Annotated in this window: 26 protein-coding genes; 16 read left to right on the top strand and 10 right to left on the bottom strand. The window is 62.6% G+C overall.

The features are described 5' to 3' along the window. A partial coding sequence (locus ACE3PR_RS18645; RefSeq protein ID WP_374375118.1) for a TauD/TfdA family dioxygenase occupies positions 1-395 on the top strand: 395 nt, incomplete at its 5' end. Then, entirely contained in the window at positions 392-934 is a 543-nt protein-coding gene (locus ACE3PR_RS18650; RefSeq protein WP_374375120.1) for a phosphonate degradation HD-domain oxygenase, read from the top strand. The genes ACE3PR_RS18645 and ACE3PR_RS18650, both read left to right, overlap by 4 nt. Positions 935-1,048: 114 nt before the next feature. On the opposite strand, the gene ACE3PR_RS18655 is transcribed toward ACE3PR_RS18650, so the two are convergent. Beyond that, positions 1,049-1,537 carry a transcriptional repressor gene (locus tag ACE3PR_RS18655; RefSeq protein ID WP_374375122.1) on the bottom strand — a complete coding sequence of 163 codons (489 nt, stop codon included), beginning with the start codon at positions 1,535-1,537 and terminating at the stop codon, positions 1,049-1,051. A 208-nt stretch (positions 1,538-1,745) separates the two neighbouring features. Here ACE3PR_RS18655 and ACE3PR_RS18660 point away from each other — a divergent pair, with 208 nt between their 5' ends. The 4 genes from ACE3PR_RS18660 to ACE3PR_RS18675 are packed head-to-tail and all read left to right on the top strand — an operon-like array spanning position 1,746 to position 5,149. Beyond that, a complete protein-coding gene (locus ACE3PR_RS18660) occupies positions 1,746-2,660 on the top strand; it encodes an NAD(P)-dependent oxidoreductase (RefSeq protein ID WP_374375124.1) in 915 nt (304 codons plus the stop codon). A gap of 4 nt (positions 2,661-2,664) precedes the next feature. Continuing rightward, on the top strand, positions 2,665-2,985 hold the full coding sequence (locus tag ACE3PR_RS18665) for a DUF2849 domain-containing protein (RefSeq protein ID WP_374375127.1): 321 nt from the start codon (positions 2,665-2,667) through the stop codon (positions 2,983-2,985). Between the two features lie 12 nt (positions 2,986-2,997). Continuing rightward, complete coding sequence (locus ACE3PR_RS18670) at positions 2,998-4,680, top strand: nitrite/sulfite reductase (RefSeq protein ID WP_374375129.1); 1,683 nt, start codon at positions 2,998-3,000, stop codon at positions 4,678-4,680. Next, the gene (locus ACE3PR_RS18675; RefSeq protein ID WP_374375131.1) at positions 4,643-5,149 is read left to right on the top strand and encodes a DUF934 domain-containing protein; all 507 of its coding nucleotides are present in this window, start codon (positions 4,643-4,645) and stop codon (positions 5,147-5,149) included. Before ACE3PR_RS18670 ends, ACE3PR_RS18675 begins: the two co-directional genes overlap by 38 nt. A 72-nt stretch (positions 5,150-5,221) precedes the next feature. Here ACE3PR_RS18675 and ACE3PR_RS18680 read toward each other — a convergent pair whose 3' ends face one another. After that, positions 5,222-5,911, bottom strand: a complete 690-nt coding sequence (locus ACE3PR_RS18680; protein WP_374375133.1) for an OmpW family protein — start codon at positions 5,909-5,911, stop codon at positions 5,222-5,224. 170 nt (positions 5,912-6,081) lie between these two features. Beyond that, positions 6,082-7,533: a deoxyribodipyrimidine photo-lyase gene (locus tag ACE3PR_RS18685; protein ID WP_374375136.1), complete on the bottom strand. Its 1,452-nt coding sequence runs from the start codon at positions 7,531-7,533 to the stop codon at positions 6,082-6,084. Between the two features lie 110 nt (positions 7,534-7,643). Between ACE3PR_RS18685 and ACE3PR_RS18690 the strand changes: the two genes are divergently transcribed. Then, positions 7,644-8,426 carry a 5'-methylthioadenosine/adenosylhomocysteine nucleosidase gene (locus ACE3PR_RS18690; protein ID WP_374375139.1) on the top strand — a complete coding sequence of 261 codons (783 nt, stop codon included), beginning with the start codon at positions 7,644-7,646 and terminating at the stop codon, positions 8,424-8,426. 2 nt (positions 8,427-8,428) lie between these two features. Continuing rightward, entirely contained in the window at positions 8,429-8,656 is a 228-nt protein-coding gene (locus ACE3PR_RS18695; protein ID WP_374375141.1) for a hypothetical protein, read from the top strand. On the opposite strand, the gene ACE3PR_RS18700 is transcribed toward ACE3PR_RS18695, so the two are convergent. Next, the gene (locus ACE3PR_RS18700) at positions 8,650-9,072 is read right to left on the bottom strand and encodes an HIT domain-containing protein (protein WP_374375143.1); all 423 of its coding nucleotides are present in this window, start codon (positions 9,070-9,072) and stop codon (positions 8,650-8,652) included. The two genes, ACE3PR_RS18695 and ACE3PR_RS18700, sit on opposite strands and share 7 nt — an antisense overlap. Positions 9,073-9,159: 87 nt before the next feature. Here ACE3PR_RS18700 and ACE3PR_RS18705 point away from each other — a divergent pair, with 87 nt between their 5' ends. After that, positions 9,160-10,038, top strand: coding sequence for an EamA family transporter (locus ACE3PR_RS18705; protein WP_374375145.1), 879 nt, complete (start codon positions 9,160-9,162; stop codon positions 10,036-10,038). Then, positions 10,035-11,309 carry an MFS transporter gene (locus ACE3PR_RS18710; RefSeq protein ID WP_374375147.1) on the top strand — a complete coding sequence of 425 codons (1,275 nt, stop codon included), beginning with the start codon at positions 10,035-10,037 and terminating at the stop codon, positions 11,307-11,309. The genes ACE3PR_RS18705 and ACE3PR_RS18710 overlap by 4 nt, the downstream gene beginning before the upstream one ends. 120 nt (positions 11,310-11,429) lie before the next feature. Here the strand turns inward: ACE3PR_RS18710 and betA are convergent, their stop codons facing one another. Then, complete coding sequence (betA, locus tag ACE3PR_RS18715; protein WP_374375149.1) at positions 11,430-13,097, bottom strand: choline dehydrogenase; 1,668 nt, start codon at positions 13,095-13,097, stop codon at positions 11,430-11,432. Positions 13,098-13,101: 4 nt separating this feature from the next. Next, positions 13,102-13,686: a transcriptional regulator BetI gene (betI, locus tag ACE3PR_RS18720; RefSeq protein ID WP_374375151.1), complete on the bottom strand. Its 585-nt coding sequence runs from the start codon at positions 13,684-13,686 to the stop codon at positions 13,102-13,104. Between the two features lie 343 nt (positions 13,687-14,029). On the opposite strand from betI, the gene ACE3PR_RS18725 reads away from it, so the two are divergent. The 4 genes from ACE3PR_RS18725 to ACE3PR_RS18740 all read left to right on the top strand — a co-directional run bounded on the left by ACE3PR_RS18725 (position 14,030) and on the right by ACE3PR_RS18740 (position 17,953). Then, complete coding sequence (locus tag ACE3PR_RS18725) at positions 14,030-14,974, top strand: glycine betaine ABC transporter substrate-binding protein (protein ID WP_374375153.1); 945 nt, start codon at positions 14,030-14,032, stop codon at positions 14,972-14,974. Positions 14,975-15,100: 126 nt separating this feature from the next. Next, entirely contained in the window at positions 15,101-15,979 is an 879-nt protein-coding gene (gene choW / locus ACE3PR_RS18730; protein WP_374375155.1) for a choline ABC transporter permease subunit, read from the top strand. A 13-nt stretch (positions 15,980-15,992) separates the two neighbouring features. Further along, positions 15,993-17,234 (top strand): choline ABC transporter ATP-binding protein, encoded by a 1,242-nt coding sequence (choV, locus tag ACE3PR_RS18735; RefSeq protein ID WP_374375157.1) that lies wholly within the window; start codon positions 15,993-15,995, stop codon positions 17,232-17,234. A 5-nt stretch (positions 17,235-17,239) separates the two neighbouring features. Next, positions 17,240-17,953 carry an HAD family hydrolase gene (locus ACE3PR_RS18740; protein ID WP_374375159.1) on the top strand — a complete coding sequence of 238 codons (714 nt, stop codon included), beginning with the start codon at positions 17,240-17,242 and terminating at the stop codon, positions 17,951-17,953. Between the two features lie 122 nt (positions 17,954-18,075). On the opposite strand, the gene rnd is transcribed toward ACE3PR_RS18740, so the two are convergent. Further along, positions 18,076-19,224: a ribonuclease D gene (gene rnd, locus ACE3PR_RS18745; RefSeq protein WP_374375303.1), complete on the bottom strand. Its 1,149-nt coding sequence runs from the start codon at positions 19,222-19,224 to the stop codon at positions 18,076-18,078. Between the two features lie 202 nt (positions 19,225-19,426). Between rnd and aspS the strand changes: the two genes are divergently transcribed. Together aspS and ACE3PR_RS18755 are read left to right on the top strand one after the other, a co-directional pair. Beyond that, positions 19,427-21,208, top strand: coding sequence for an aspartate--tRNA ligase (aspS, locus tag ACE3PR_RS18750; protein WP_374375162.1), 1,782 nt, complete (start codon positions 19,427-19,429; stop codon positions 21,206-21,208). Between the two features lie 137 nt (positions 21,209-21,345). After that, positions 21,346-22,383 (top strand): agmatine/peptidylarginine deiminase, encoded by a 1,038-nt coding sequence (locus ACE3PR_RS18755; protein ID WP_374375164.1) that lies wholly within the window; start codon positions 21,346-21,348, stop codon positions 22,381-22,383. A 151-nt stretch (positions 22,384-22,534) separates the two neighbouring features. On the opposite strand, the gene ACE3PR_RS18760 is transcribed toward ACE3PR_RS18755, so the two are convergent. The 3 genes from ACE3PR_RS18760 to ACE3PR_RS18770 form a co-directional block, all read right to left on the bottom strand. Next, complete coding sequence (locus tag ACE3PR_RS18760) at positions 22,535-23,671, bottom strand: aminotransferase class I/II-fold pyridoxal phosphate-dependent enzyme (RefSeq protein WP_374375167.1); 1,137 nt, start codon at positions 23,669-23,671, stop codon at positions 22,535-22,537. Between the two features lie 12 nt (positions 23,672-23,683). Continuing rightward, positions 23,684-24,313: a transcriptional regulator gene (locus ACE3PR_RS18765; protein WP_374375169.1), complete on the bottom strand. Its 630-nt coding sequence runs from the start codon at positions 24,311-24,313 to the stop codon at positions 23,684-23,686. A 218-nt stretch (positions 24,314-24,531) separates the two neighbouring features. Beyond that, on the bottom strand, positions 24,532-25,074 hold the full coding sequence (locus tag ACE3PR_RS18770) for a GNAT family N-acetyltransferase (RefSeq protein ID WP_374375171.1): 543 nt from the start codon (positions 25,072-25,074) through the stop codon (positions 24,532-24,534). Positions 25,075-25,077 lie beyond the last annotated feature (3 nt).

The following is a 25,077-nucleotide window of genomic DNA, read 5'->3' on the forward strand; positions in this document are numbered from 1 at the left end:
CCGTCAATTTCCGTTTCCAGGCGGTTGATGCCGATCTCGAAGCGCGCCAGACCCTGATCTCGGTCGATGCCTCCGGCGACGTCATCGGCGTCCATTTCAACAACCGCTCGCTCGATTGGCTGGATGCACCGGCCGGCAGTGTCACCGCCTGGTTCGCGGCGTATCGCAAATTGGCCGAGATCCTGCACCGGCCCGATGGCGAATTGATCTTCCGCCTGGAACCGGGCGATTGTGTGGTGATGCAGAACGACCGCGCCCTCCATGGCCGCACGGCCTTTGATCCCAGCCGGGGCCGCCGGCATCTGCAAGGCGCCTATGTCGACAAGGATGGATTGGAAAGCCGCGCGCGGGTCCTGCGCCGGCGCTTGAAGGAAGGAAGAGGGGTAGCGGCATGAAGGTGTTGCGGGAAATCCGCCAGGCGTTCGACAAGCGCGGCCTGGAAAGCTATGGCGAAGGGGTGAGCCAGCTCGAGCACGCTTTGCAATGCGCCTATTGCGCCGAGCGCGATGGCGCCCAGGCCCCGCTCATCGTGGCGACGCTCCTCCACGATATCGGCCATCTGCTGCACGACCTCCCCGAGGACATCGCCGATCAGGGTATCGACACCCAGCATGAAAGCCTGGGCTCCGCCTGGCTGTCGCAATATTTCGGCCCCGAGGTTTCCGAACCCGTGCGCCTGCATGTTCCGGCCAAACGCTATCTCGCCACGAAGGAGAAGGGCTATTACGACCTTCTCTCGGAAGCCTCGTTGCTCTCGCTGAAACTGCAAGGCGGCCTCATGTCGGAGGCGGAGATGCAGGCCTTCGAACAGGAACCCTATCGCCGCGAAGGCATCCAGCTCCGCCGCTGGGATGACGAAGGCAAGATCGTCGGCTGGGAAGTCCCCGACCTCGGCCATTTCGAGAAATACATCGAGGAATGCGCGGCGCGGTAATTGGTCACCGCTATTCCCTCTCCCTTCAGGGGGAGGGTTAGGGTGGGGGCGTCATTCCGGAATCCAGTCTGATCGCTCCCCTCCCGACCTCCCCCCTAAAGGGAGGAGGAGAAGCTAACCCGCCGCCCTACTGCAATTCGGGCACAGGCCCTGCAATTCGATCGTCAGGCGGCTGACCGTGAACCCCGCCGTGCCTGCGCTCTTCTTCACCGCGCTCGAGATCGCCGGGTCCTGGATCTCGACCGCCGAGCCGCATTTGGTGCAGATCAGGAACTGGCTCACATGCCGGTCTTCCGGGTGGTCGCAGCCGATGAAGGCGTTGAGGCTCTCCAGCTTGTGGATGAGACCGTTCTCCAACAGGAAATCGAGGGCGCGATAGACCGTGGGTGGGGCGGCGCCCCGATCTCCCTCCCGGAGATGGTCGAGGATCGCATAGGCGCCGACCGGCTTGTGACTGTTCCAGATCAGTTCCAGCACCTTGCGGCGGAGCGGCGTCAGGCGCACCCCGCGTTCCTCGCACAGGCTTTCGGCGCGGCTCAGGGCCTCGCTCTGGCAATGGGTATGGTCATGGGGCGCTGTCGCCCGGCTGGCAGATTTGTCCATGATTCCAACGACCGTCACGCGATTCCGGCAACATTATACCCAGTCTTGGCGAACCGGTCCCGCTGTTAAAATATCTCACGCTCGTGTGAATTATCATTTTACAGTGTAAATAGGCGTTGACTGGTCAATGGGCGGGTATATATCAGCCTGATGCAGTCGTTTATGTGGCTGAGATAAAACCCATTTCACCGGTGTGAATAGGCTTCAGATGCGTGCGTTTCCGCTTTTCGTCCGGCTCGAAAATCGCCCGGTGCTGCTCGTCGGTGGTGGCGAGATGGCGGCGGCGAAGCTGCGCTTGCTGCGCGCCGCCGATGCCGCGGTGACTCTATTGGCCCCGGATCTCACGCCGGACCTCGCCGTCTTGCTTGATGACAAGGTTACCTGGATCGCGCGCGATTTCATGCCCGCCGACCTTGCCGGCCATTCGCTGGTTTTTAGCGCGATCGAGGACGAGGCGAAGGATGCGGCGGTCTCCGCCGCTGCGCGTGCCGCCGGCATCCTGGTCAACGTGGTCGACCGCCCGGAGCATTCCGACCTCATCATGCCTGCCATCGTCGACCGTGGCGAGATCGTGGTCGCCATCTCCACCAATGGCGCCTCGCCGGTCCTGGCCCAGCGCGTCCGCGCGGCAATCGAGGCGGCGATCCCCCACGGTATCGAAAAGCTGATCTCCTTTGCGCGCCGCTTCCGTGGCGCTGTCCATCATCGCATTGAGGGTCATGACGGCCGCCGCCGTTTCTGGTCGGGCTTCTTCGACGGCCCCATCGCCGAAGCGGTATTGAAGGGGCAGGAACGCCAGGCCGCGCGCGAGATCATCCGTGCGATCAACGGCAAAGGCGCCGAGGGTCACGATCTCGGCCGTTTCATCGAACTCTCCGTCGATCCCGCGAATGTCGACCTGCTCACCCTGCGTGACCTCCGCGCTTTGCAGCAGGCGGATATCGTGCTCTTCGACACCGGCATCGCGCCCGAGATCGTCGATCTTGCGCGCCGCGATGCGCGCCGGCTTGCGTGGGACGAGGCGGGCAGTGACGTTCAAACCGCGGCCTTGGCCGCCGGCAATTTTGTGGTACGCGTGACATCGCGCGGCATGGCTGCGCAGCGCGCGGCCAATTCGAGGTAACATCATGGCGAACGATCGCACGGAACATCAGATGGTGACCGCCCAATGGCTGCTGGGCGGTGAATCGATCTATTGGACCGGCCAGGCCTGGTCGGAATCCTTCGGCGATGGCGCGATCTATGCCGATCAGACATCCGCCGATGCGGCACTCGCCGCAATTGAGTCATTCGTCAAGGACCGCATCATCGTCGGCCCCTATCTCATCGAGGTCGAGGTGGATAATGACGGTCCGAAGCCCACTTCCGCACGCGAACGCATCCGCGCCGCCCACAACGCCACCTTCGCGATCGATCACGGCTCCTGGACGAGCCGGATCGCGGATTAAGGAGCAGCCGGCATGTACCGCTACGATGAATTCGATGCCACTTTCGTCCGCGAACGCACGGCCCAGTTCAAGGGCCAGGTGGCGCGCCGCCTCGCCGGCGAGCTGACGGAAGAGGAATTCCGGCCGCTGCGCCTGAAGAACGGCCTTTATCTGCAGCTTCATGCCTATATGCTGCGCGTCGCAATTCCCTATGGCGAATTGTCGTCGAAGCAGATGCGCAAGCTCGCTTTCATCGCGCGGCGCTACGACAAGGGTTATGGCCATTTCACCACGCGCCAGAACATCCAGTACAACTGGCCGCGCCTCGACGACGTGCCCGATATCCTCGCGCATTTGGCCGAGGTCGAGATGCATGCGATCCAGACCAGCGGCAATTGCATCCGCAACGTGACCGCAGATCACTTCGCCGGCGTGGCCGCCGACGAAATCGAGGATCCGCGCGTCTGGGCCGAGGTCATCCGGCAATGGTCGACCCTGCATCCGGAATTCAGCTACCTGCCGCGCAAGTTCAAGATCTGCATCATCGGATCGGAGCACGATCGCGCCGCCATGCGGACGCACGACATCGGATTGCGCATCGTCAAGAACGAGAAGGGCGAGCTTGGCTTTGCCTTCTATACCGGCGGCGGCCAGGGCCGCACGCCGATCATCGGCCCGCTGGTGAAAGCCTTCGTCGCCAGGGAGGATCTGCTCTCCTATCTCGATGCCACCTTGCGCGTCTACAACATGCATGGTCGCCGCGACAATATCTACAAGGCCCGCATCAAGATCCTGGTCCAGGCCCTGGGGGCCGAGGAATTCGGCCGCCAGGTCGAAGAGGAATGGATGCGCATCAAGGAAAGCGTCCTGAAGCTGCCCGAGGAAGAGGTCGCGCGCATCCGCCAGTATTTTGCACCGCCGGCCTACGAGAAGCTCCCGGCCTATGTCGAAAGCTTCGAGGACAGGAAGCTCGCCGATCCCGATTTCGCCCGTTGGGTCCGCGCCAACACCCATGCCCACAAGGTCGACGGCTATCGCATCGTCACCATCTCGCTGAAGCCGGTGGGTGCCGCGCCCGGCGACATGACGGCCGATCAGATGGATCTCGCCGCCGATCTCGCCGATGCCTACAGCTTCGGCCAGGTGCGCGTGACGCATCGCCAGAACCTGGTGCTGCCGGATGTCCGCCAGCAGGATCTCTTCGATCTGTGGCAGAAGCTCACGGGCTCGAATCTGGCGGAAGCGAATATCGATTTCGTGACCGACATCATCGCTTGCCCGGGTCTCGATTACTGCAACTTGGCCAATGCCCGCTCGATCCCGGTGGCGCAGCGCATCTCGCGGCGCTTCAGCGATCCCAAGCGCCTTGCCGAGATCGGCGAATTGCGCCTCAACATCTCCGGCTGCATCAATGCCTGCGGCCATCACCATGTCGGCCATATCGGCATCCTGGGCGTCGACAAAAAGGGCGAGGAATTCTACCAGGTGACCCTGGGCGGCTCCTCGGCCGAGGACATTTCGCTCGGCAAGATCCTGGGTCCGGCTTTTTCGTTCGACGAAATCACCGACGCCGTCGAGACGGTCGTCGACACCTATCTCGATCTGCGCACCGGGCCGGAAGAGCGCTTCATCGACACCTATCGCCGCACCGGCATCGATCCCTTCAAGGAGAAGGTCTATGGCAATCTTAAGGAACGGCGTTCCGCAGCCGAATGAATGGGTCCGCGTGGCGGACGACCAGCCGCTGCCGGAGACTGAGAAGGCGATCGTCTCGCTCGAGCGCTGGCAGGCCGAGCGCGAGAGTCTGCGCCAGCGCAATGCCGCCATCGGCGTCTCGCTGAAGAGCGATCAATCGCCGCTGCTGATTGCCGAGGATCTCGACCGGCTCTCGCTGGTGGCGCTTGAATTCCCGAAATTCACCGATGGCCGGGCGTTTTCCTATGCGCGCCTGCTGCGCGATCGCTTGGCCTTCACCGGCGAGATCCGTGCTTTCGGCCAGGTGTTGCGCGACCAATATGTCTTCATGCTTCGCTGCGGCATCGACACGATCGAGCCGCCGGCCGGGAAGCGCATCGAAGGCTATGCCGAGGCATTGAAGGAATTCTCGGTCTTTTACCAGCCGACCGATGACGGCCGCGCGACACCCTTGCAGCTCCGTCACCGCAAGGCCGCCGTCGCCGCCTGATCCGATTTGACGATGACAAAAGGCCCGCGACCATCCAGTCGCGGGCCTTTTTCATTTGGGTAGTCGTGTCGTTTAGAACTTATACCCAATACCCATACCGAAGATCCACGGATCGACGTCGACATCGGCCTTGACGCCGCCATTGTTGACGTTGACGTCGGTGTCGAGGAATAGCCGCTTCACGTCGGCGTTGACGTACCAGTTCTCATCCAGCCGGTAATCGACGCCGACCTGCAAGGCCCAGCCGATGCTGTTCTCGTAATCGACATCGGTGGCGATGCTGTTCTTCGCTTCATCGACGCCGTAGAAGATCGTGTAGTTGATGCCGGCGCCGACATAGGGGCTGAAGCGTTCCTTGGTCAGGAAATGGTATTGCACCAGCAGCGTGGGTGGCAGCAGCCAGACGTCGCCGAGATCGATATCGCCCGCATCCGTATTGCGCGCCGAGACTTCGTGATGGGTTGTGGCGGCGATGAGTTCGAAGGCGATGTTGTCGGTGACGAAATAGGTGAAATCGATTTCCGGCATGCCGGTATTCGACAATTCGGTATCGCCGCCGATCGGATCGATATCCGCATTGTCCGCCGGAATGACCCCGATGCCGCGCAGGCGGATCATGAAATCGCCCGCATATTTGCCGGGCACCTTGGCCGTTGTATCAGCGGGTGCCGGCGTCGCTTCCTGTGCCACGGCATTGCCGGCCGCGAGTGTCAGCATCAGCGCGGCGATGGCGCCGGTACCAAGTCCTTTGATCTGAATCATGTCTGTCCCCAGTTGAGTCCCGAACAGATTTCGGCATCACCCGATGCCGAAGTCGTGAGCGGAATGTGGACTTGGAACATGGATATGTCAGTCCGACCGAATGCCGCGTGTCACGGTGGCGCGGCTGGCGCAACTTTGATTCAGGTCAATGCGGCGGGAGCGCATAGCACTTAGGAGAATAGATCGTCCTGCTTCTTCGGGGTCGGACCCGATAGGGGATTCTGGCCGCGGCCTTGATAGAGATCAAGCGCATGCTGCCGAGCTTTCGCATGATCGACCATGGGGCGCGGATAGTCGCGGCCAAGTCTTATACTCGCATCGATCAACACTTCAGCTGGTGCCGTTTCCGGTGCATGTATGTATCGTGCCGGCATCTTCGCTAGCTCCGGCACCCAGCGGCGGATGTAATCGCCATTGCCGTCGAACTTGATGCTCTGTGTGGTGGGATTGAAAATGCGGAAATAGGGAGCCGCATCGGCGCCGCATCCCGCGACCCACTGCCAGTTACCGGCATTCTGCGCGAGGTCGGCATCGACCAGCGTATCCCAGAACCATTTCTCGCCTTCGCGCCAATCGATCAGCATATCCTTTATCAGGAATGACGCGGTGATCATGCGCACGCGATTGTGCATCCAGCCGGTCAGCCAGAGTTGCCGCATGCCGGCATCGATGATGGGATAACCGGTCAGCCCCTTCTGCCATTGGCGGAATTGCTTGCCGGGTTTTTCCCAGGGGAAGGCGCGAAACTGCGCACTCCAGCTTTCCACCGGGAGTCGCGGGAAGTGATAGAGTAGGTGTGTGTTGAAATCGCGCCAGCCCAACTCGCGCAGGAATCCGTTTTCCACGGCCTTGCCGCTGCCGGTCAATTGCCGCCAGATCTCATGCACGCTGATCTCGCCCCAGGCGAGATGCGGGCTCAGGCGCGAGGTGCCGTCGGTCGCGGGCAGATCGCGCGCCTCATGGTAATGGGCGAGTTTGCCGGCGACCGATTTGAGGTGAACGAGCGCACCGGCTTCGCCGGGCTGCCAGGCAGCGGCCATTCCGGTGGTCCAGATTGCCTTCTCCTGCAGCTTTTCCATCGGCAAACCTCCGGGCCAGATCGCAGGCGCTACCAACTTCTTCGGTCGTGGCCAAGCCTGCGGTGTCCGGTAATTCTCGGCGAGCCGACGCCAGAAAGGCGTGAAGACGCGGAATGACTCTCCCTTCAGCGTCTTCAGCGCCCAGGGCTCGTGCAAGCGGTTCCCCTGATGCTCATGCACCTCGATTCCCAGATGGCCGGCTTCTGTGGTGATCTCCGCGTCTATTCCGAGGCCTTTCGGCTCGAAGCGGCGGTTGATGTGGAGATGTCGCGCCCCGGTCTCATGGAGCAGCGCCATGATCGCATCGAGCGGAGTGCCCTCGCGCAGGATCAGCCGGGATCCCAACCTCTCCAATGACGCGCCGAGCATTTCCAGCGACCGCCCGCGCCACCAACGTGCGGCACCGCCCAGCCGGTCTGGGCGCTCCACAATAAAGACCGGGATCACCGGCGCGCCGGAATCCGCCGCGGCGGCGAGGGCTGGATTATCCTCGAGCCTCAAATCGCGGCGGAACCATACGACGTGGGGGGATTGTTTGGGCATGCGGGACTTTTCTGACGCTAGTTGCTAATTTACGACCCGTGCCGGCCGGTGGATCACCCATCCATTGCATCGGCCCGGTGCGCAATCCCTTTCAGCCTTGCCAGGATACCATGTCCACACCCTTAGCGCCCCTTGCCGTCATTTGTGCCATGGCCCAGGAAAAGGCGGCCTTGCGGGCCTTGATGAGCCATATCGAAACGCGCGACCTGCTGGACCGCAAAGTCACCCTCGGGCAATTGGATGGTCATGACGTGGTCGTGGCGGAGAGCGGTATCGGCAAGGTGGCCTCGGCCGTCATGGCCTCGCTGATCGCCCGCGAATTCGGCTGCCGCGGTTTGGTGGTGAGCGGCGTGGCCGGCGGGCTCGATCCGGAACTGCATATCGGCGATACCGTCATTGCCCATTCCCTGGTGCAGCACGATTACGGCCAGCTTCATGATGCCGGCCTCAAATCCTTCCGCCCCGGCGTGCCGCCGCTGGGCCCGGACCGGGCCGATTTCGCCTTCACTGTTGCGCCCGATCTGGTGGCCAAGCTCCAGCACATCGCCGGCGATATCGATCTTCCGGATCTGCCGGCGGATCTCTTGCCCGCCTCGGCACCCAAGGCCTGGCGCAAGCGGCGCGTGATCATGGGCCGCATCCTGAGCGGCGATCAATTCATCAACAGCGAGGTTGTGCGCGAGCGCTTGCACCGCGATTTCGATGCTCAGGCGGTCGAGATGGAAGGGGCGGCCGTGGCGCAGGTCGGCGCTCTCCTGGGCCTGCCGGTCGTCGTCGTGCGTTGCCTCAGCGACCTTGCCGGTACCGACAGCCATCTCGATTTCCCGCGTTTCGTCGACGCCGTGGCGCCGGGCGCTGCCATGGTGCTGCGCCAGATCGTGCGCGAGCTCTGATCGTGCCGGGCGGTCCCTCGCTCACGGCAAGCGTGTCTGTGCTGGTGGTCGCCATTCTGGTGGCCGCTTTTGCGAACTTCCAGTTACGGCGCGACTACATCCATCGCATTCCAGGCGTGCCCTGGTTCGGGGTGCAATTCGTCGCGGCGGCGGTCTGCCTGGTGATGACGGCGCATCTCGTCTCGCTGCTCACCGGGCACGATCTTCACAGCAGCCGCATGGGCTATTGATCGGGTTTCAGGGCCGCGCGCCATTTCGCCAGTTCAGCCGCGGCTTCCTCAGCGCTGAAAGCTGCCGGCGCCACCACGCCCCAGATCGGCTTGGGCCAGGCGGCATCCTTGGTGAAGCGCGCGATCACGTGGACATGCAATTGCGGCACGGCGTTCCCGAGCGCCGCGACATTCAGCTTGTCAGGTCGGGTCACCAGGCGCAGCACCTTGCTGGCTTGCCCGATCTCGCTCATCAGGCGCTGCTGCTCGGAATCGCTGAGGTCGATCATGTCACGCATGCCCGGCACGCGGGGCACCAGGATCAGCCACGGATAGGTGCTGTCATTCATGCGCAGCAGCCGGCAGAGCGGCCAATCGCCGATCACCAGGCAATCCGCCGCCAATTGTGGGTGCAGCTCGAATCCAGCCTCGCTCATCGCCATAACTCCCAGGGTTAGTGCCTTGTCCCCGAATCCGGTTCTGGGGCATGGTAGCGCATCTTTTGAAGCCTGGGTCCAGATCTCATGAAGCCAGTCCATATCGCCCTCGCGCTGCTCGTGGCAGCCCTGTGGGGCACCAATTTCGTTGCCATCAAAATCGGCCTGGGCGCCTTTCCGCCCTTTCTGCTCTCGGCGCTCCGCTTCCTTGCGGTGGTCGTGCCGATGATCTTCTTTGTGGGGCGGCCCTGCGTCTCCTGGCGCTGGATCCTCGGCATCGGCTTCGTCTTCGGCATCGTCAAATTCGGCCTGCTGTTCCTCGGCATGGATCTCGGCATGCCGGCGGGACTGTCCTCGTTGGTATTGCAGGCGCAGGCACCTTTTACCGTGCTCTTTGCGGTCCTGCTGCTGGGTGAAAGGTTACGGCCGGCACAGCTCGCGGGGATGGCGCTGGCGGCCGGCGGCCTGGTCCTGATCGGCATCGAGCGGGCGCAATCTACCAGCCTCATCGGCCTCATCCTCGTCGTGGCCGCGGCCTGTGCCTGGGGTTATGCCAATATTCTCATGAAGCAGGCCAAGGCGCCGAACATGCTCAATCTGGTGATCTGGATCGCAGTGGTCCCGCCGGTGCCTATGGCTTTGGCGTCGCTTGCCTTCGAAGGCCCGGATCGCGTCTGGGCGACGCTGTCCGGCCTCGACTGGACCGGCGCTCTTTCCGTTCTCTATATCGCCTGGGCCTCGACCATCATCGGCTTCTCGCTCTGGGTCTATCTGCTGAAGCATTATTCCGCCAGCCTCGTGGCGCCATTCTCGCTGATGGTGCCGATCTTCGGCATCGCGGCCTCGGCCTTCTTCCTGGGCGAAGCACTTTCCGGGCTTGAGATCGCCGCCGGAATACTTACCCTCGTCGGGCTGCTGCTGGTCGTCCGGCCACCCAAACCAAAACCGCAGGTCGCCACACCGTGATCATCGCCCTTCGTGCTGTCTTCTCGCTGCTGTTCGGCGCCGGCCTGCTGATTCTGGGCAACGGCCTCATCGGCATCCTGCTGCCGATCCGCCTGGGTGTTGAGGAAGTTTCGCCGCATCTCTCCGGCGTCGTCATGTCGGCTTTTTACCTCGGCTTCATGCTGGGCAGCATCGCAGGGCAGGGGATCATCCGCCGCGTCGGCCATATCCGCGCCTTCGCCGCCTTCGCGGCCCTCGCCACTGCAACCTCGCTGGTTCATGCGCTGGTCTTCGACGTCACGGTCTGGGCGATCCTGCGCGCGATCTCCGGCTTCTGCATGGCTGCCCTCTACGCCACGATCGAAAGCTGGCTCAACGTGAAGAGCAGCAATGACCATCGCGGCCAGGTGCTATCGATCTATCTGGTGACCTCCTATCTCGCGAGCCTCCTGGGCCAGTTGCTGGTCAACACCTACGAGATCGAGGGGCTGGGATTGTTCTGTCTCGGCGCCGTGCTGATGGCGCTCTCATTGGTGCCGGTGGTTCTCACGCGGGTGGCGGGACCGGAAATCGGCGCGGTCAAACGCTTGGGCCTGCGCGTGCTCTACAAGGCATCGCCCCTGGGCGTGATCACCACCTGGGGGGCCGGCATGCTCTCGGGCGCCTTCTATGCGCTGGGTGCCATTTACGCCGACAGTCTCGATCTCTCCATCTGGCAGATTTCGCTTTTCATGGGTGTGCCCATCTTCGGCGGGATGGTGCTGCAATGGCCGATCGGGCGTCTCTCCGACCGGTATGACCGCCGCACGGTACTGCTGGGCGTACTTGTCACCTGCGTCGCTGCCAGCGTGGTCCTGAGCTTTTTCGGCTATGGCGGCGCTTCCCTGCCGACCCTGCTGGTGGCATCGGTGTTTCTCGGCGGCGCGCTCGCCACGATCTATCCCCTCGCCGTGGCACAGGCCTTCGACTATGTCGATCGCGCCGACATGGTGGGCGCTTCCGGTGGATTGCTGCTGGTCTGGGCGATCGGTGCCACGATCGGCCCGCTCATCGCCTCTTTCGTGATGGGCCGCTTTGCAGCCCCGGCACTCTTCATCTATCTCGCGGTTGTGGCATCGGCGCTGGTCGTCTTCACGCTCTACCGCATGCTGCGCCGCCAGGCGCTACCCACATCCGAGCAGACCAATTACGTCTCGATGCAGACTACCTCGGCCATCGCCAACGCCCTCGACCCCCGCACCGATCCGCTGCCGGAATTCTATTACAACGACGAGGATCCGGGGGATCGGTGAGTCCAGATCCTCAACGTCGTCATGGTCGGCGAAGGCCGACCATCCACGAGTTTCATCGAGGCTGAAGGAGAGAAACTCGTGGATCCCCGCCTGCGCGGGGATGACACTTGCTGAGAGTCGTCACCTCTGCTTGCTCTGCCATTCCGGATGCACCCAGACCGGTGCGTTAGCCGGCGGCAGCGGATCCTTGCCCAGGATCATGTCGCTGCACTTCTCGGCGATCATGATCGTGGGTGCGTTCAAATTGCCGCTGACGATCGAGGGCATGATCGAGGCATCGACCACGCGTAGATTGTCGATGCCATGGACGCGCGCCTGCGGATCGACCACCGCCATCTCGTCGGTGCCCATCTTGCACGAGCAGGAGGGGTGATAGGCGCTGTCGCCGCGGCGGCGGATGAAGGCGTCGATCTCGGCATCCGACTTCACATTGTCGCCGGGATTGATCTCCGGACCGCGATAGCGGTCGAAGGCCTTCTGCGCGAAGATCTCGCGAGTAAGCTTGACCGCATCGCGGAATTCGCGGCGGTCGTTTTCGGTCTGCAGGTAGAAGGGCTGGATGCGCGGGTGATCGGTGGCCTTCGCTGATTTCAGCTTGATCCAGCCGCGCGCTTCCTGGCGCATGTTGCCGATGTGAACCTGATAGGCATGCGACGTACCGTTGACACGGCCATGATCGTTGACGGTCGAGGGCAGGAAGTGGAATTGCAGATTGGGATGCTCGATCCCCGCCGATGAGCGGATGAAGCCGCCGGCCTCCAACTGGGCCGAGGCGCAGACACCCTTCTTGTCCATGAACCAGCGCATGCCGGCCAGCGCCATCGGCACCGGCTTGGTATAGGTATAGAGCGTGATCGGTTCCTTGCATTGCTGCTGGATATACATCTCCAGATGCTCCTGCAGATTCTGCCCCACACCGGGCAAATCGTGCTTCACCTCGACGCCGACCTCGCGCAGGTGATCGGCGGGGCCGATGCCCGAGAGCATCAGGAGCTGCGGCGAATTGATGGCACCGCCCGCCGCGATCACTTCACGTTCGGCACGGTAGCGTTTGACCTGGCCGTTCTGCACGAACTCGACGCCCACCGCGCGCTTGCCTTCCAGGAGAATGCGGGAAGTGAGGGCGCGGGTCTCGACCGTGACATTGCTGCGCTTCTCGGCCGGCCGCAGAAAAGCCTGCGCCGCCGACCAGCGCCGGCCGTTCTTGATGGTCATGTCCAGGCGGCCAAAGCCTTCCTGGCGATAGCCGTTCATGTCCTCGGTCTTGGCATAGCCCGCCTGCTGTGCCGCTTCGATGAAGGCCTCGAAGAGCGGGTTCTGCTGGTCGCCGGTATGGACGTTGAGCAGGCCCTTGTCGCCGTGATAGGCATCGCCACCTTTCTCCCGCGTCTCGGCGCGTTTGAAATAGGGCAGGATCTCCTGATAGGACCAGCCCGGGCAGTTCTCCTTGAACGCCCAGCGGTCGTAATCCAGGGCATGGCCGCGGATATAGACCATCGCGTTCAACGATGACGAGCCGCCCAGCACGCGGCCGCGCGGCCAATACATGACGCGGTTGTCCATGTAGGGCTGTGCTTCGGTGTGGTAGTACCAATTGTAGCGGTCGTGGCAGAGGTTATACATCAGCGCCGCCGGCATATGGATCTGCCAGTTCCACCAATGATCCTTCGGCCCCGCTTCCAGCACGCAGACCTTGTGGCTGCCATCCTCCGAGAGGCGATTGGTCAGCACGCAGCCGGCGGAACCGGCGCCGACGATGATGTAGTCGAAGGTCGCGTCGAATTTCATGATCTTATCCTAGCTTCGCATTCAATTTCGCATTGAGGTAGTCCAGCACCACGTGCCGCGCCGCCTTGGAATCCGGCCCTCTGGCCGACAGGGCCGCGCGCAGCCACAATCCGTCGATGAGGGCGGACGTGGCACGCGCCATCTCGCGCGCATCCTTGCGGCCCATCAATTTGAGGGCATGGGTCAGGTTGTCATCGAGGCGCGAGATGATGATGTGCTGCACGCGGGCGAGGCGCTCGCTGTTGGGCACCATGGCCCAGAAGGCGAGCCAGGCCGAGACGCCTTGCGGCGTGAACTGATCGGTGCCGATATTCCCGTCGATCACGGCGAGCAGGCGTTCCGTCGGCGAGCGCGCTTTCTGGAGCCGCCGCACCACGGAAAGCCGCAGGCTGATCCCGAGATGGCGCAACGTCGCCTCCATCAGATCGGCCTTGTTCTTGAAATAGTGATGGATGATGCCGGTCGAGACACCGGCCTTGGCCGAGATGCGCGAGAGGCTCGATTCCGCAAAGCCGATCTCGTGGATCGAGGCGATCGTAGCCTCGATCAACTGGCGGCGCCGAATCTCTTCCATCCCGACTTTTGGCATAGCCTCCCTTTCGCACATTTCTGCCGCACTGCAGCATCGCGGAACTTTGATCCGCCGGGCTCTTGTGGCCCGGTTCGCGCCGCCGCAGATTGGTAGAAGACCCGCCGGCATCTTGCGTGGCAGGGAAGGTATCCTGGTGATTTTATATTGGACGATCAATCAAAAAAAAGACTCGGTTTTGCCGCACGCTGGTCATATCATGGCGTCCTGGCGAAATTTTTTTGCCAATTTGCCCCTACCTTTGAAGTCGCCCTGAAGCGCGGCACAGGATTGACCGGGCCAAGAAGACAGAAGAGCCTGGGGCAGGCATAAGAGGATGGCAAACCTTTTGGGAGATAAACTGATGTCTATGCGTAAGTTGCTGGCCACTTCGGCCATGTCGTTGGTGGCGGTGGTTGCGGCTCAATCGGGGGCTCAGGCCACCGATGGCGAAAGCTGCAAGACGATCCGCGTGCCGAGCGTCGGCTGGACCGACAACGACGCGATCAACGGCCTCTTCTCGACGGTCGTGAAGCCCCTTGGCTATGAAACCCAGATGGACGTGCTCGGCTTCCCGATCGTCCTCGAGGGCATGAAGAACAAGGACATCGACATTTTCCTCGACAACTGGATGCCCAGCCAATCGGCGGAAATCACGCCGTTCCTGGACGACAAGTCGGTGGTGACGGTCGGTGCCAATCTGGAAGGCGCCGGTTACGGCCCCGTGGTCCCAACCTATGTCGCCGATGCCGGCGTGAAGGATCTCAAGGATCTCGGCGGCGCCAACACGGAAAAGTTCGAGGGCAAGTTCTACGGCATCGAACCCGGCAATGACGGCAACCGCATCGTTCAGGGCAAGATCGACGATCCCGCGAACGGCCTCGATGGCTGGGAAGTCGTGGAATCCTCGGAGCAGGGCATGCTCGTTCAGGCCGAAAAGGCCATCAAGAACAACGAATACGTGGCCTTCCTTGCCTGGACCCCGCATCCCATCATGGGCAAGATGCCGCTCCATTACCTGACTGGTTTCGAAGCTGATGGCTTCGGCCCGGCCACCATCTACACCGTGACCCGTGCCGGCTATTCGGAAGAATGCCCGAATGTCGGTGCGCTCCTGAAGAACCTGAAGTTCAGCCTCGAACAGGAAGGCGCCATCATGGAAGCCATCCTCGGCGGCAAGGACGGCGAGACCGCGGCCAAGGAATGGCTGGTTGCCAACCCGGCTGTGCTCGACACCTGGCTCGCCGGCGTGAAGACGCTCGACGGCCAGGATGGTCTGCCGGCCGTCAAGGCGGCGCTTGGTCTCTAAGCTCGTCTATTTTCGATAAAGATGGCGGCCTTGGCGAAGGGGAACTTGCCGAGGCCGCCGTTTTTTTAGAAGATTCGGTTTTCGTAACGCTTCCAACATACGCCAAACATTGCTGGGGGATTGGGCATGGAGTGGCTAGACGCACTTGCCGACTGGATTTCCGCTCGTGAAAATCGCCTGCCGATCGGCGAATGGAGCAAGAGTTTCGTCGGCTGGGCGAAATCAAATTTCGAAGCCTTCTTCGACGGCATCACGGCGGGCCTGAAGTTCGTGCTGGAAGGCACGGTCAATATGCTCATCGGCATGCCGGCATTGCTGCTCATCCTGGTCCTGACCGGTGTCGTCTATTACCTCCAGCGCTCCTGGAAGCTGGCCCTTTTCACATTCCTCGGCCTTCTGCTCATCCTCAATTTCGATCTCTGGAAGGAAGCTGTCGAGACCCTCTCGCTGGTTCTCTATTCGACGCTCGTCTCGCTCATGATCGGTGTCCCGATCGGCATCATTGCCGCGCGCCGGCCGACCTTCTATCAGATGATGAGTCCGGTCCTGGATCTCATGCAGACGATGCCGACCTTCGTCTATCTCGTGCCCGTGCTGTTCTTCTTCAGCTTGGGGCCGGTTCCGGGGCTCATTGCCTCGGTGATCTTCGTCGTACCGGCGCCGATCCGTCTGACCTATCTCGGCATCAGCCAGGTGCAGAAGCCGCTGGTCGAAGCCGGTGAAAGCTTCGGCTGCACGCGCTGGCAATTGCTGGTGAAGGTCAAGCTGCCGGCCGCCATGCCAACCATCATGGCGGGCGTCAACCAGACCATCATGCTGTCGCTGTCGATGGTGGTGATCGCGGCTATGGTGGGTGCCCGCGGCCTTGGCGCCCCGATCATGCGCGCGCTCGCCCAGGCCAATCTACCGCTCAGCGTCGAGGCGGGCCTTGCCATCGTCGTCCTCGCCATCGTGCTTGACCGGACGCTGAAGCAGCGCCGCGTCGCCAAATCCTCCAAGAAGTAAGGTGGGCAGAACGATGACTAACGTAAACGCTGTCCGCTTTGAAAACGTCGACGTCGTCTTCGGTCAGAGGACCAACGAGGCTATTTCCCTGATGGACCAGGGCGAAGGCCGTGACTCGATCCTGGAAAAAACCGGCTCGCTGGTCGCAGTCCACGATGCCTCGCTCTATGTGAACGAAGGCGAGATCCTGGTGCTGATGGGCCTGTCGGGCTCCGGCAAGTCTTCGTTGCTGCGCTGTGTCAACGGCCTCAACAAGGTCAGCCGTGGCCGTGTCATGGTGAAGGCGGGGGATCAGGAGGTCGATGTGGCCTCCTGCTCGGAAGACACCTTGCGCGAAGTTCGCCGCAACCGGATTTCCATGGTGTTCCAGCAATTCGCGCTGATGCCCTGGCTCACGGTGCGTGACAATGTCGCCTTCGGCCTCGACATCCGCGGCACCCCGAAAGCCGAGCGCGATCGCCTGGTGCAGGAAAAGATCGACCTCGTCCGCCTCGGCCAGTTCGCCGAGAAGTTCCCGCATGAGCTTTCCGGCGGCATGCAGCAGCGTGTCGGTCTCGCGCGCTCTTTCGCAACCGAGGCCGAGATCCTGCTGATGGACGAACCGTTCTCGGCGCTCGACCCGCTCATTCGCGAACACCTGCAGGACGAACTCATCGAATTGCAGCGGCGCCTCAAGAAGACCATCATCTTCGTCAGCCATGATCTCGACGAGGCGCTGAAGATCGGCTCGCGCATCGCCATCATGGAAGCGGGGCAGGTGGTGCAGTTCGCTGTGCCCGAGGAAATCATCCTCAATCCCGTGAACGATTACGTCCGCCAGTTCGTGGCCTCGATGAATCCCCTGACCGTTCTGAAAGGCGGCACGCTGATGCGTCCGGCCGACGAATTGGTGCGCGAGGCGGGATCGAGCTTCATTCAGCTCGACCGCGCTGGCCGCTGCCGCTGCCAGTTGGACGAGGCAGGGCGTCCGACCAATCTCATGGTCAATGGTCTTCCGGGCCAGTTCGTGCCCTATGCGACCGATCTCGATCTCAACAAGATCGCCGAGAATGCCGTCATGGTGACCGGTTCCGACCGCACCCCGATGCGCGCCGCGGTAACCGTCCGCCAGCAGACCAAGCGGCCGCTCGTCCTGCTGGGCGATGACGGCGCGCTCATGGGCGTCGTCGGCGAACAGGAGATCTATCGCGGCATGCTGCGCCAGACCGAGATGGCCAAGGTCGATGTTTCCGGTCCCAACAAGGCGATGGTCTGACGATCGTGGCGCAAGTGCTGGATGACGTGCGCGCTGTTCTTTTCGACAAGGATGGCACGCTGTTCGACTTCTACAAGACTTGGGGCCCGGTAACAGAAGCGGCCGCCCTGGTGGTTGCCGGCGGCGATGCCGAGAAGGCCGCCTATCTCATGCAGGAAAGCGGCAAGGATCCGGCGACCGGCCGCTATGTCCCGGGCTCGCCCATCGCCTCTGGCAGCAACCGCGAGATCGCCGAGCTCTGGGCCAATCTCGCCGGTCGCAGCGATTACGATGTGGTCTATGCCGAGGTCCACAAATTGTTCCTGGCCCACCAGGCCAATGCCGCGACCCCAGTCACCGATCTCGACGCCTTCTTCGCCCTGATGCGCGGCCGCGGTTTCGCCCTCGGCATCGCCACCATGGACAGCGAGGAATCGGCCCGCGCCGCGATGGCGCGTCTCGGCGTCCACGGCTCGCTCGATTTCATCTGCGGCTTCGATACCGGCCATGGGGTGAAGCCAGGCGGCGGCATGGTCGAAGCCTTCTGCCGCCACGTGAACCTCCGCCCGCAGACCATCGCGGTCGTGGGCGATTCACCTCATGACATGGAAATGGCCCAGGCCGGCGGGGCAGGGCGCATCATCGGCGTCCTCACGGGGGTGAGCTCCCGCGACATCCTCATGGACCACGGCGCCGACACCGTCATCGACAGCATCGTCGACCTCAATGACGTGATTTGAGAGGCTGACGCTTTTTCCTGTCATGGTCGGCGAAGGCCGACCATCCACGAGTTTCACCGAGACTGATGAGAGAAACTCGTGGATCCTCCGCCTTCGCGGAGAATGACAACGAATTTTACGCCCTAAAGCTCGATCACCTTCACGCGCTTCCCCGCGGCCGTCAGCGCGAGCTTTCCGTGTTTCAGCTTCAACGCCTCTTCGCCGAAGATCTCGCGGCGCCAGCCTTTGAGGGCGGGGATGTCGGCATCGTCATCGGCAGCCAGCGATTCCAGATCGCCGGCATTGCCGATCAGCTTCTGCGCCACTTCATGCTCGTCGCAGCGTAGCTTCAGGAGCACGCGCAGCAATTCGATGATCGGCCCCAATCCCTGCGGGATGTCGGCCTTGGCGGCCAGGCGTGGTGCCTCGCTTTCAGGCATGTCGAGGCCGCGCTGCACGGCGGCCAGAATACCGTCGCCCATTTTGCCGTCGGCGAAACCGCGCGACAGGCCGCGGCAGCGGCCGAGCGCCTCGGCGTCACGGGGCGGATGCGCAGCGATCTCCAGGATGGTCTCGTCCTTGACCACCCGGTTGCGGGGCAGGTCGCGGGCCTGGGCCTCGCGCTCGCGCCAGGCGGCCACTTCCTTGAGCACCGCCAGGAAGCGCGGCTTGTCGCTCCGCGCCTTCAACCGGATCCAGGCATTGTCTGGATCGACCCGGTAGGTATTGGGATCGGTCAGGATCTCGATCTCGTCCGCCACCCAATGGCCGCGGCCGGACTTTTCCACCTTCTGGTGGAGCTTTTCATAAACGGTCCTGAGATAGGTCACGTCCGAGAGGGCATAGGCCAGCTGCTTGTCCGAAAGGGGACGGTGCGACCAATCGGTAAAGCGCGAGGATTTGTCGATCCGGGCGCCAGCCAGCTTGCTGGCAAGCGTCTCATAGCTCGCGGAATCGCCGAAACCGCAGACCATCGCCACCACCTGGGTGTCGACGATCGGGCTGGGCACCTTGCCCGTCATCCGGACGAAGATCTCCACGTCCTGCCGGGCGGCGTGGAACACCTTGATGACGTTGGGATTTTCCAGAAGCTCAAAAAGCGGTGACAGATCAAGGCCCTCGGCCAGGGTATCGATGGCGGCGGCCTCGTCGGGGCCGGCCAGCTGCACCAGGCACAGAATCGGCCAATAGGTCTTGTCGCGCAGGAACTCGGTATCGATGGTGACGAAGGGGGCGGACGCCAGCCGGCCGCAGAAATCGGTCAGGGTGGCGGTGTCGACGATCAAATGCACCGGGTGCTTGGCAGTAACCATGTTCATCATCTTATCTATAGCCAGTGGGGCCGAGTCAGGGGAAGGCCTAGCTTTGCATGGCGGCTATCCGCCCGGACCCGGGCCAAAACCCTCAATCAAACCTTGACATTGGGCCGCTTTCCGCGTCTTTTGCCGAGCAAATTTCGAGGTAAATTTCGGTTCTTTTCAAGGGCTTCCCAACATGCACGCCTATCGCACGCATACCTGCGGCCAATTGCGCGCCGCCAGCGCCGGTGAGATCGTCCGCCTCTCCGGCTGGATCCATCGCAAGCGCGACCACGGCAATCTGGTCTTCATCGATCTTCGCGATCATTACGGCCTGACGCAATGCGTGCTCGACATCTCAAGCCCGATCTTCAAGGCGGTCGAACAGACCCGTCTTGAAAGCGTCGTGACCGTGACCGGCAAGGTCGTGGCCCGCACCGGCGATACCATCAACACGCGCCTGCCGACCGGCGAGGTCGAGGTGGTGATCCAGGATTTTGCGGTCCAGGGCACCGCCGACACCCTGCCACTCCAGGTCAACAGCGAAGAGGATTACGGCGAGGAGATCCGCCTCAAATACCGCTTCCTGGATCTCCGCCGCGACAAGGTCCACCGCAACATCCTGCTGCGCGCCAATGTGATCGCCAGCCTCCGCCGCCGCATGATCGGCCAGGGCTTCACCGAGTTCCAGACGCCGATCCTGACCTCGTCCTCGCCGGAAGGTGCCCGCGACTTTCTGGTCCCCTCGCGCATCCATCCCGGCAAGTTCTACGCCCTGCCGCAGGCGCCGCAGCAATTCAAGCAGCTCCTGATGGTCGCGGGCTTCGACCGTTATTTCCAGATAGCACCCTGCTTCCGCGACGAGGACAGCCGCGCCGACCGTTCGCCGGGCGAGTTCTACCAGCTCGATTTCGAGATGTCCTTCGTGACCCAGGAAGACGTGTTCCAGGCGATCGAGCCGGTGCTCCATGGCGTGTTCGAGGAATTCGCCGAGGGCCGTGTCGTCTCGGCGATGCCGTTCCCGCGCATCCCCTTCGAGGAATCGATGCTGCGCTACGGTTCCGACAAGCCGGATCTCCGCAACCCGATCCAGATCAGCGACGTCACCGAGATCTTCCGCGGTTCCGGTTTCGGCATCTTCGCCAAGGCCGTCGAGATGGGCTCGGTCGTCCGCGCCATTCCCGCACCCGGTGCCGCCACAAAGCCGCGCTCCTTCTTCGACAAGCTCAATGAATGGGCGCGCGCCTCCGGTGCGGCCGGCCTCGGCTACATCGTCTACGAAGCGGCCGGCGCCAAGGGCCCGATCGCCAAGAATCTCGACGAGGATCGCCTGGCGAAGCTCAAGGCGGCGGCCGGTCTCAAGGATGGCGATGCCGTCTTCTTCGCTTGCGACAAGAAGCTGCCCGCCGCGAAATTCGCCGGTGCTGTGCGCACGCGCCTGGGTGACGAGCTCGATCTCATCGACCAGAAAAAATTCGAGTTCTGCTGGATCGTCGATTTCCCGATGTATGAGCTCAACGAGGACACCAACCAGATCGAGTTCAGCCACAACCCGTTCTCGATGCCGCAGGGTGGCCTGGAAGCGCTCCTCACCAAGGACCCGCTGACCATCAACGCATTCCAGTACGACATCGTCTGCAACGGCATCGAATTGTCGTCGGGCGCCATCCGGAACCATCGCCCGGAGATCATGTACAAGGCCTTCGAGATCGCCGGTTATCCGGCCTCGGTGGTCGAGGAAAAGTTCGGCGGCATGCTCAACGCATTCAAGTTCGGCGCCCCGCCGCATGGCGGTTCGGCACCGGGTATCGATCGCATCGTGATGTTGCTGGCGGAAGAGAAGAACATCCGCGAAGTGATTGCTTTCCCGCTCAATCAGCGGGCCGAGGATCTGCTGATGCAGGCACCGGCGGAAGTGCCGCCCGCGCGCCTCAAGGAACTCAGCATCCGCCTCGATTTGCCTTTGGCAAAAAAGTAGGCCAGTATCCCGCCGGTACGTTAACTAATTTGTGCCCGCGCTGCGGATCGCCCGCCGGTTTCCGCACGGATTGGGTGATCCGTCATCGCTTTCCGCGATAGGCGCCGGCAAGAAAAGATCAATCGCCAGGGGAGCGGATGTCCTTACCCTTCGATGACGGCTTTCAGGTAACGGCCGAGTGGGCGCTTCATGCCCGCTGCTGGATGGCGTGGCCGACGCGCGCCGAAAGCTGGGGCGAGCATCTCGATGCCGCGCGCGACAGCGCTGCCGAATTTGCGAACACCGTCGCGCAATTCGAGCCGGTCTCGATCATCACCAAGCCCAAGAACGTGGCCGAGGTTTCGCTGATGACCGGCAACGGCGTCAGCCAGATTTCCCTCGCCCATGACGATTGCTGGGTTCGCGACATGGGGCCGAGCTTCCTTGCCAATGCGGCGGGCGAGATTGCCGGCGTCACCTGGGGCTGGAACGCCTGGGGCCATCGCTTCGAGGATTTCGAGCGTGACGCCGCCGTGGGCGAGACCCTGCTCGAGCGCCTGGAAATGCGACGCTATGTGGGCTCGCTCATTCTCGAAGGCGGTGCCATCCATGTCGATGGCGAAGGCACGCTCATCACCAGCGAAAGCGTCCTGCTCAACCCCAACCGCAATCCCGATCTCACCAAAGAGCAGGTCGAGGAACAGCTCATCCAGATGCTGGGCGTGCGCCACATCATCTGGCTGGGTGAGGGTTTGCAGGATGATCCGCGCGGCGGCCATGTCGAGAACCTCGCGCGCTTTGTGCGCCCCGGCGTCGTGCTGGCGACCACCTGCAGCGACACCGCCGATCCCCATCACAAGATCTGCGCCGACAATCTGCAGCGCCTTCGTGCCACCCGCGATGCCGCGGGCCGCGAGCTGGAGATTGTCGAGATCGAACAGCCGCGCCCGCAATTCGATGCCGACGGCCGGCGGCTCGCCATGTCCTATGTAAATTTCTATCTGCCCAACAGCGCCGTGATCCTGCCGGCCTTCGAAGACGGCGCCGCCGACAAGCGCGCCTTCGACATCATGACAAGGCTCTATCCGAAGCGCGAGATCGTCCAGCTCCCGGCGATCGAACTCGCCTATGGCGGCGGCGGCTTCCACTCCATCTGCCTGCCGCAGCCGGGTGGTAACCCCGCGAAGCCGCGGTAGACCACTTTATCCGTCATCCCCGGGCTTGACCCGGGGATCAAGTGCGACTTGGTGAGGGCTTGCAGTTGTTGGCTGATGCCCGGGTCAAGCCCGGGCATGACGAAGTAAGAGGCCGTCAACTCCGGGCGAAGACCCGGAGATCCCAGAGTCTCTAAGCCGCGTTCTTCATCAGGTATGATCGCATGGCACTGAGGCCCTCCGGCACATGGTTGCGCCCGAAGCCGATGCGGAAGCGGTCAATCGGCGTTTCGGTGAGCGACGAGGCATAAAGGCTGGCCGGCAGCAACACGATGCCGGCATCCTCCACCAGGCGGCGGCAGAAACTCTCGACGCCGTCCTTGCCCTTGTAGCGTGGGAAGGCGATGCAGCCGCCATCGGCGGGTTGCCAGTCGAAGAGGTCGGGGAAATCCGCGAAGAAGGCATCGGTCACCTTGAGATTGGCGGCGATGAGGGCGCGGTTCTGCGCCATGATCTGGGCACCTGCCTTGAGCGCGATGACGGCGAGGTGCTCGCTCGGCCCCGCATTGCAGATCGAGAGGTAATGCTTCATCCGTTCCATGCGATAGAGCAGATCGCGATCGCGGCTGGCGATCCAGCCCACGCGGAGACCCGGCAGGCCATAGGCCTTCGACATGACGCCGAGCGACAAGCCCTTCTCATAGGCCTCGATCGCCGCTGGCAATTGAATTTCCGGCGCGCGTTCCAGCCCGCGATAGACTTCGTCCGAGAACAGCCAGATGCCGTGCTGCCGGCAAAGCGCCACCAGGCCGTCGAAGGTCGCGCGGTCCAGCACCTTGCCGGTCGGGTTGTGCGGGAAGTTGATGCTGATGAGCTTGGTGTTGGGCCGGATCGCCGCGCGCATCTTCCCAAGATCCAGCGCCCAATCATTATCGGGATCGAGGGCGACACCGCTCACGGCGCAGATGGCGCGCGGCAATTCCTCGGCCGATTGGTAATTCGGCGTCACGATGATGGCATGATCGTCCTTGTCGAGGATCGCATGCATCGCACAGAAAATGCCTTCCTCGGCGCCGGCAAAGGCGAGGATGTCTTCCGGGGCGACGCCCTGATAGGTGGCGGCGATCGCCTGGCGGAGGGCAGGGCTGCCCGTGGGCTCGATGTAATGGAGCGGCAAATCCTCCCAGGCGGCACGGTCCGCTGGGCTTGCCATTGCCAGCAATTCCTTGAGGCTCAGGGTCTGCATGTCCGACGCCGTCATATGGTAGCGGCAGGCGAATTCCCATTTGCCGAGATAGGTCTCCAGGCGGAAATCGGGCAGCATGGTCATGGCATCACATCCTCACGCGCCGCGCGCGTCGTTCAGGAGATTGTAGATCGTGGCGCGCGAGAGGCCGAGGGCATCGGCCACGTGCTGCGCCGCATTGCGGGTGGCAAAAAGATTCTGCGCGTCGAGTGCTGCCACCAGGGCCACACGGTCATCGCGGTCGAGCGCCTTCAAGGTGATCTGCCGTTCCTGCAGGAAGGCGCGGATGCCCAGATTGATCTGCTCGCGCCAATCCTGCGCGAAGATCGGTTCCGGCCGCGGTTTCTCGGCGCGCGTGAAGGCCCGCATCAGATCGATCGCCTTGTCGAACACGCCGACATCGAAATTGATGCAGAGCAGGCCCACGCGGCGCCCGCTCTCGTCACGCAGGACCGCGCTCACCGATTTCAGCCGCCCGCCATCGGCGCCCGCCTTTTCATAGGGTCCATAGACATCCACATCGCCGATCAGCTCCGGATCGTCCCCCAGCAGCGACGGATCGCCCGGCTGCCGCTTTGAAAACGCATTCCAGATCCCCGCAATGCGGTCCCTGGCAAGGTCATGAATCACCACCTCCGCCTGCGGCGCCAGAAGGGCTGCGATGGCGGCGGCGGTCGGGAAATGCTGGGTAAGCGCACCCGGCGGTTTCGGCAGCTTGCGGCTCATGTCTGGGTAAATAGTCTAAATTAGACTAAGTGTCAATATTTGGGTGATCGCAATGCCGTCTTCGGGGGGAGGGCGGAATCGCAAGTGACGAGCACTGACAGCACTTCCATTGTCATGGTCCGCGAAGGCGGACCATCCACGAGTTTGTCGGCAAGTGATCAAAGTAACTCGTGGATCCCCCGCCTTCGCGGGGGATGACAAATTAAAGTGCGAACTGCCTAAAGCCGCCCCTTCCGATAGAGCACATGCGGCCGCAGCGGATGGTCCGGGCTGAGGCTTGGATGATCGAAATCCCCCGCGGGATCACGGACGAGGCCGATCCGCTCCATCACCTTGCGCGAGCGCGTATTGCCGATTGTCGTGAAGGACACGATCTCGGGCAGGCGCAAAACATTGAAACCGAAATCCAGCACGGCGCGCGCCGCCTCCGTCGCATAACCGTGGCGCCAGTGTTCGAAGGCAAGCCGCCAGCCGATCTCGACACAGGGCGTGAAGGGGGCGTCGAAGCGCGGGCGCGAGAGGCCGGCATAGCCGATGAAAGGTGCCCCCTCTTTGATCTCGATCGCCCAGAGGCCCCAGCCATGTTCATCGATATGCGTGGCGATGCGGTCCGCGAAGGCATCGCTCTCGTCGCGCGTGAGGTTGCCGGCCAGGGTCGCGGTGACGCGCGGGTCGGCATTCAACGCCGCGAAGGGGGCGTAGTCCTCCGCATACCACGGCCGCAGGATCAGCCGCTCGGTGATGAGCGTCGATCCGGCCACCGC

Origin of the sequence: Dongia sp., from assembly GCF_041909655.1 — a bacterium.
Lineage (GTDB): Bacteria > Pseudomonadota > Alphaproteobacteria > Dongiales > Dongiaceae > Dongia.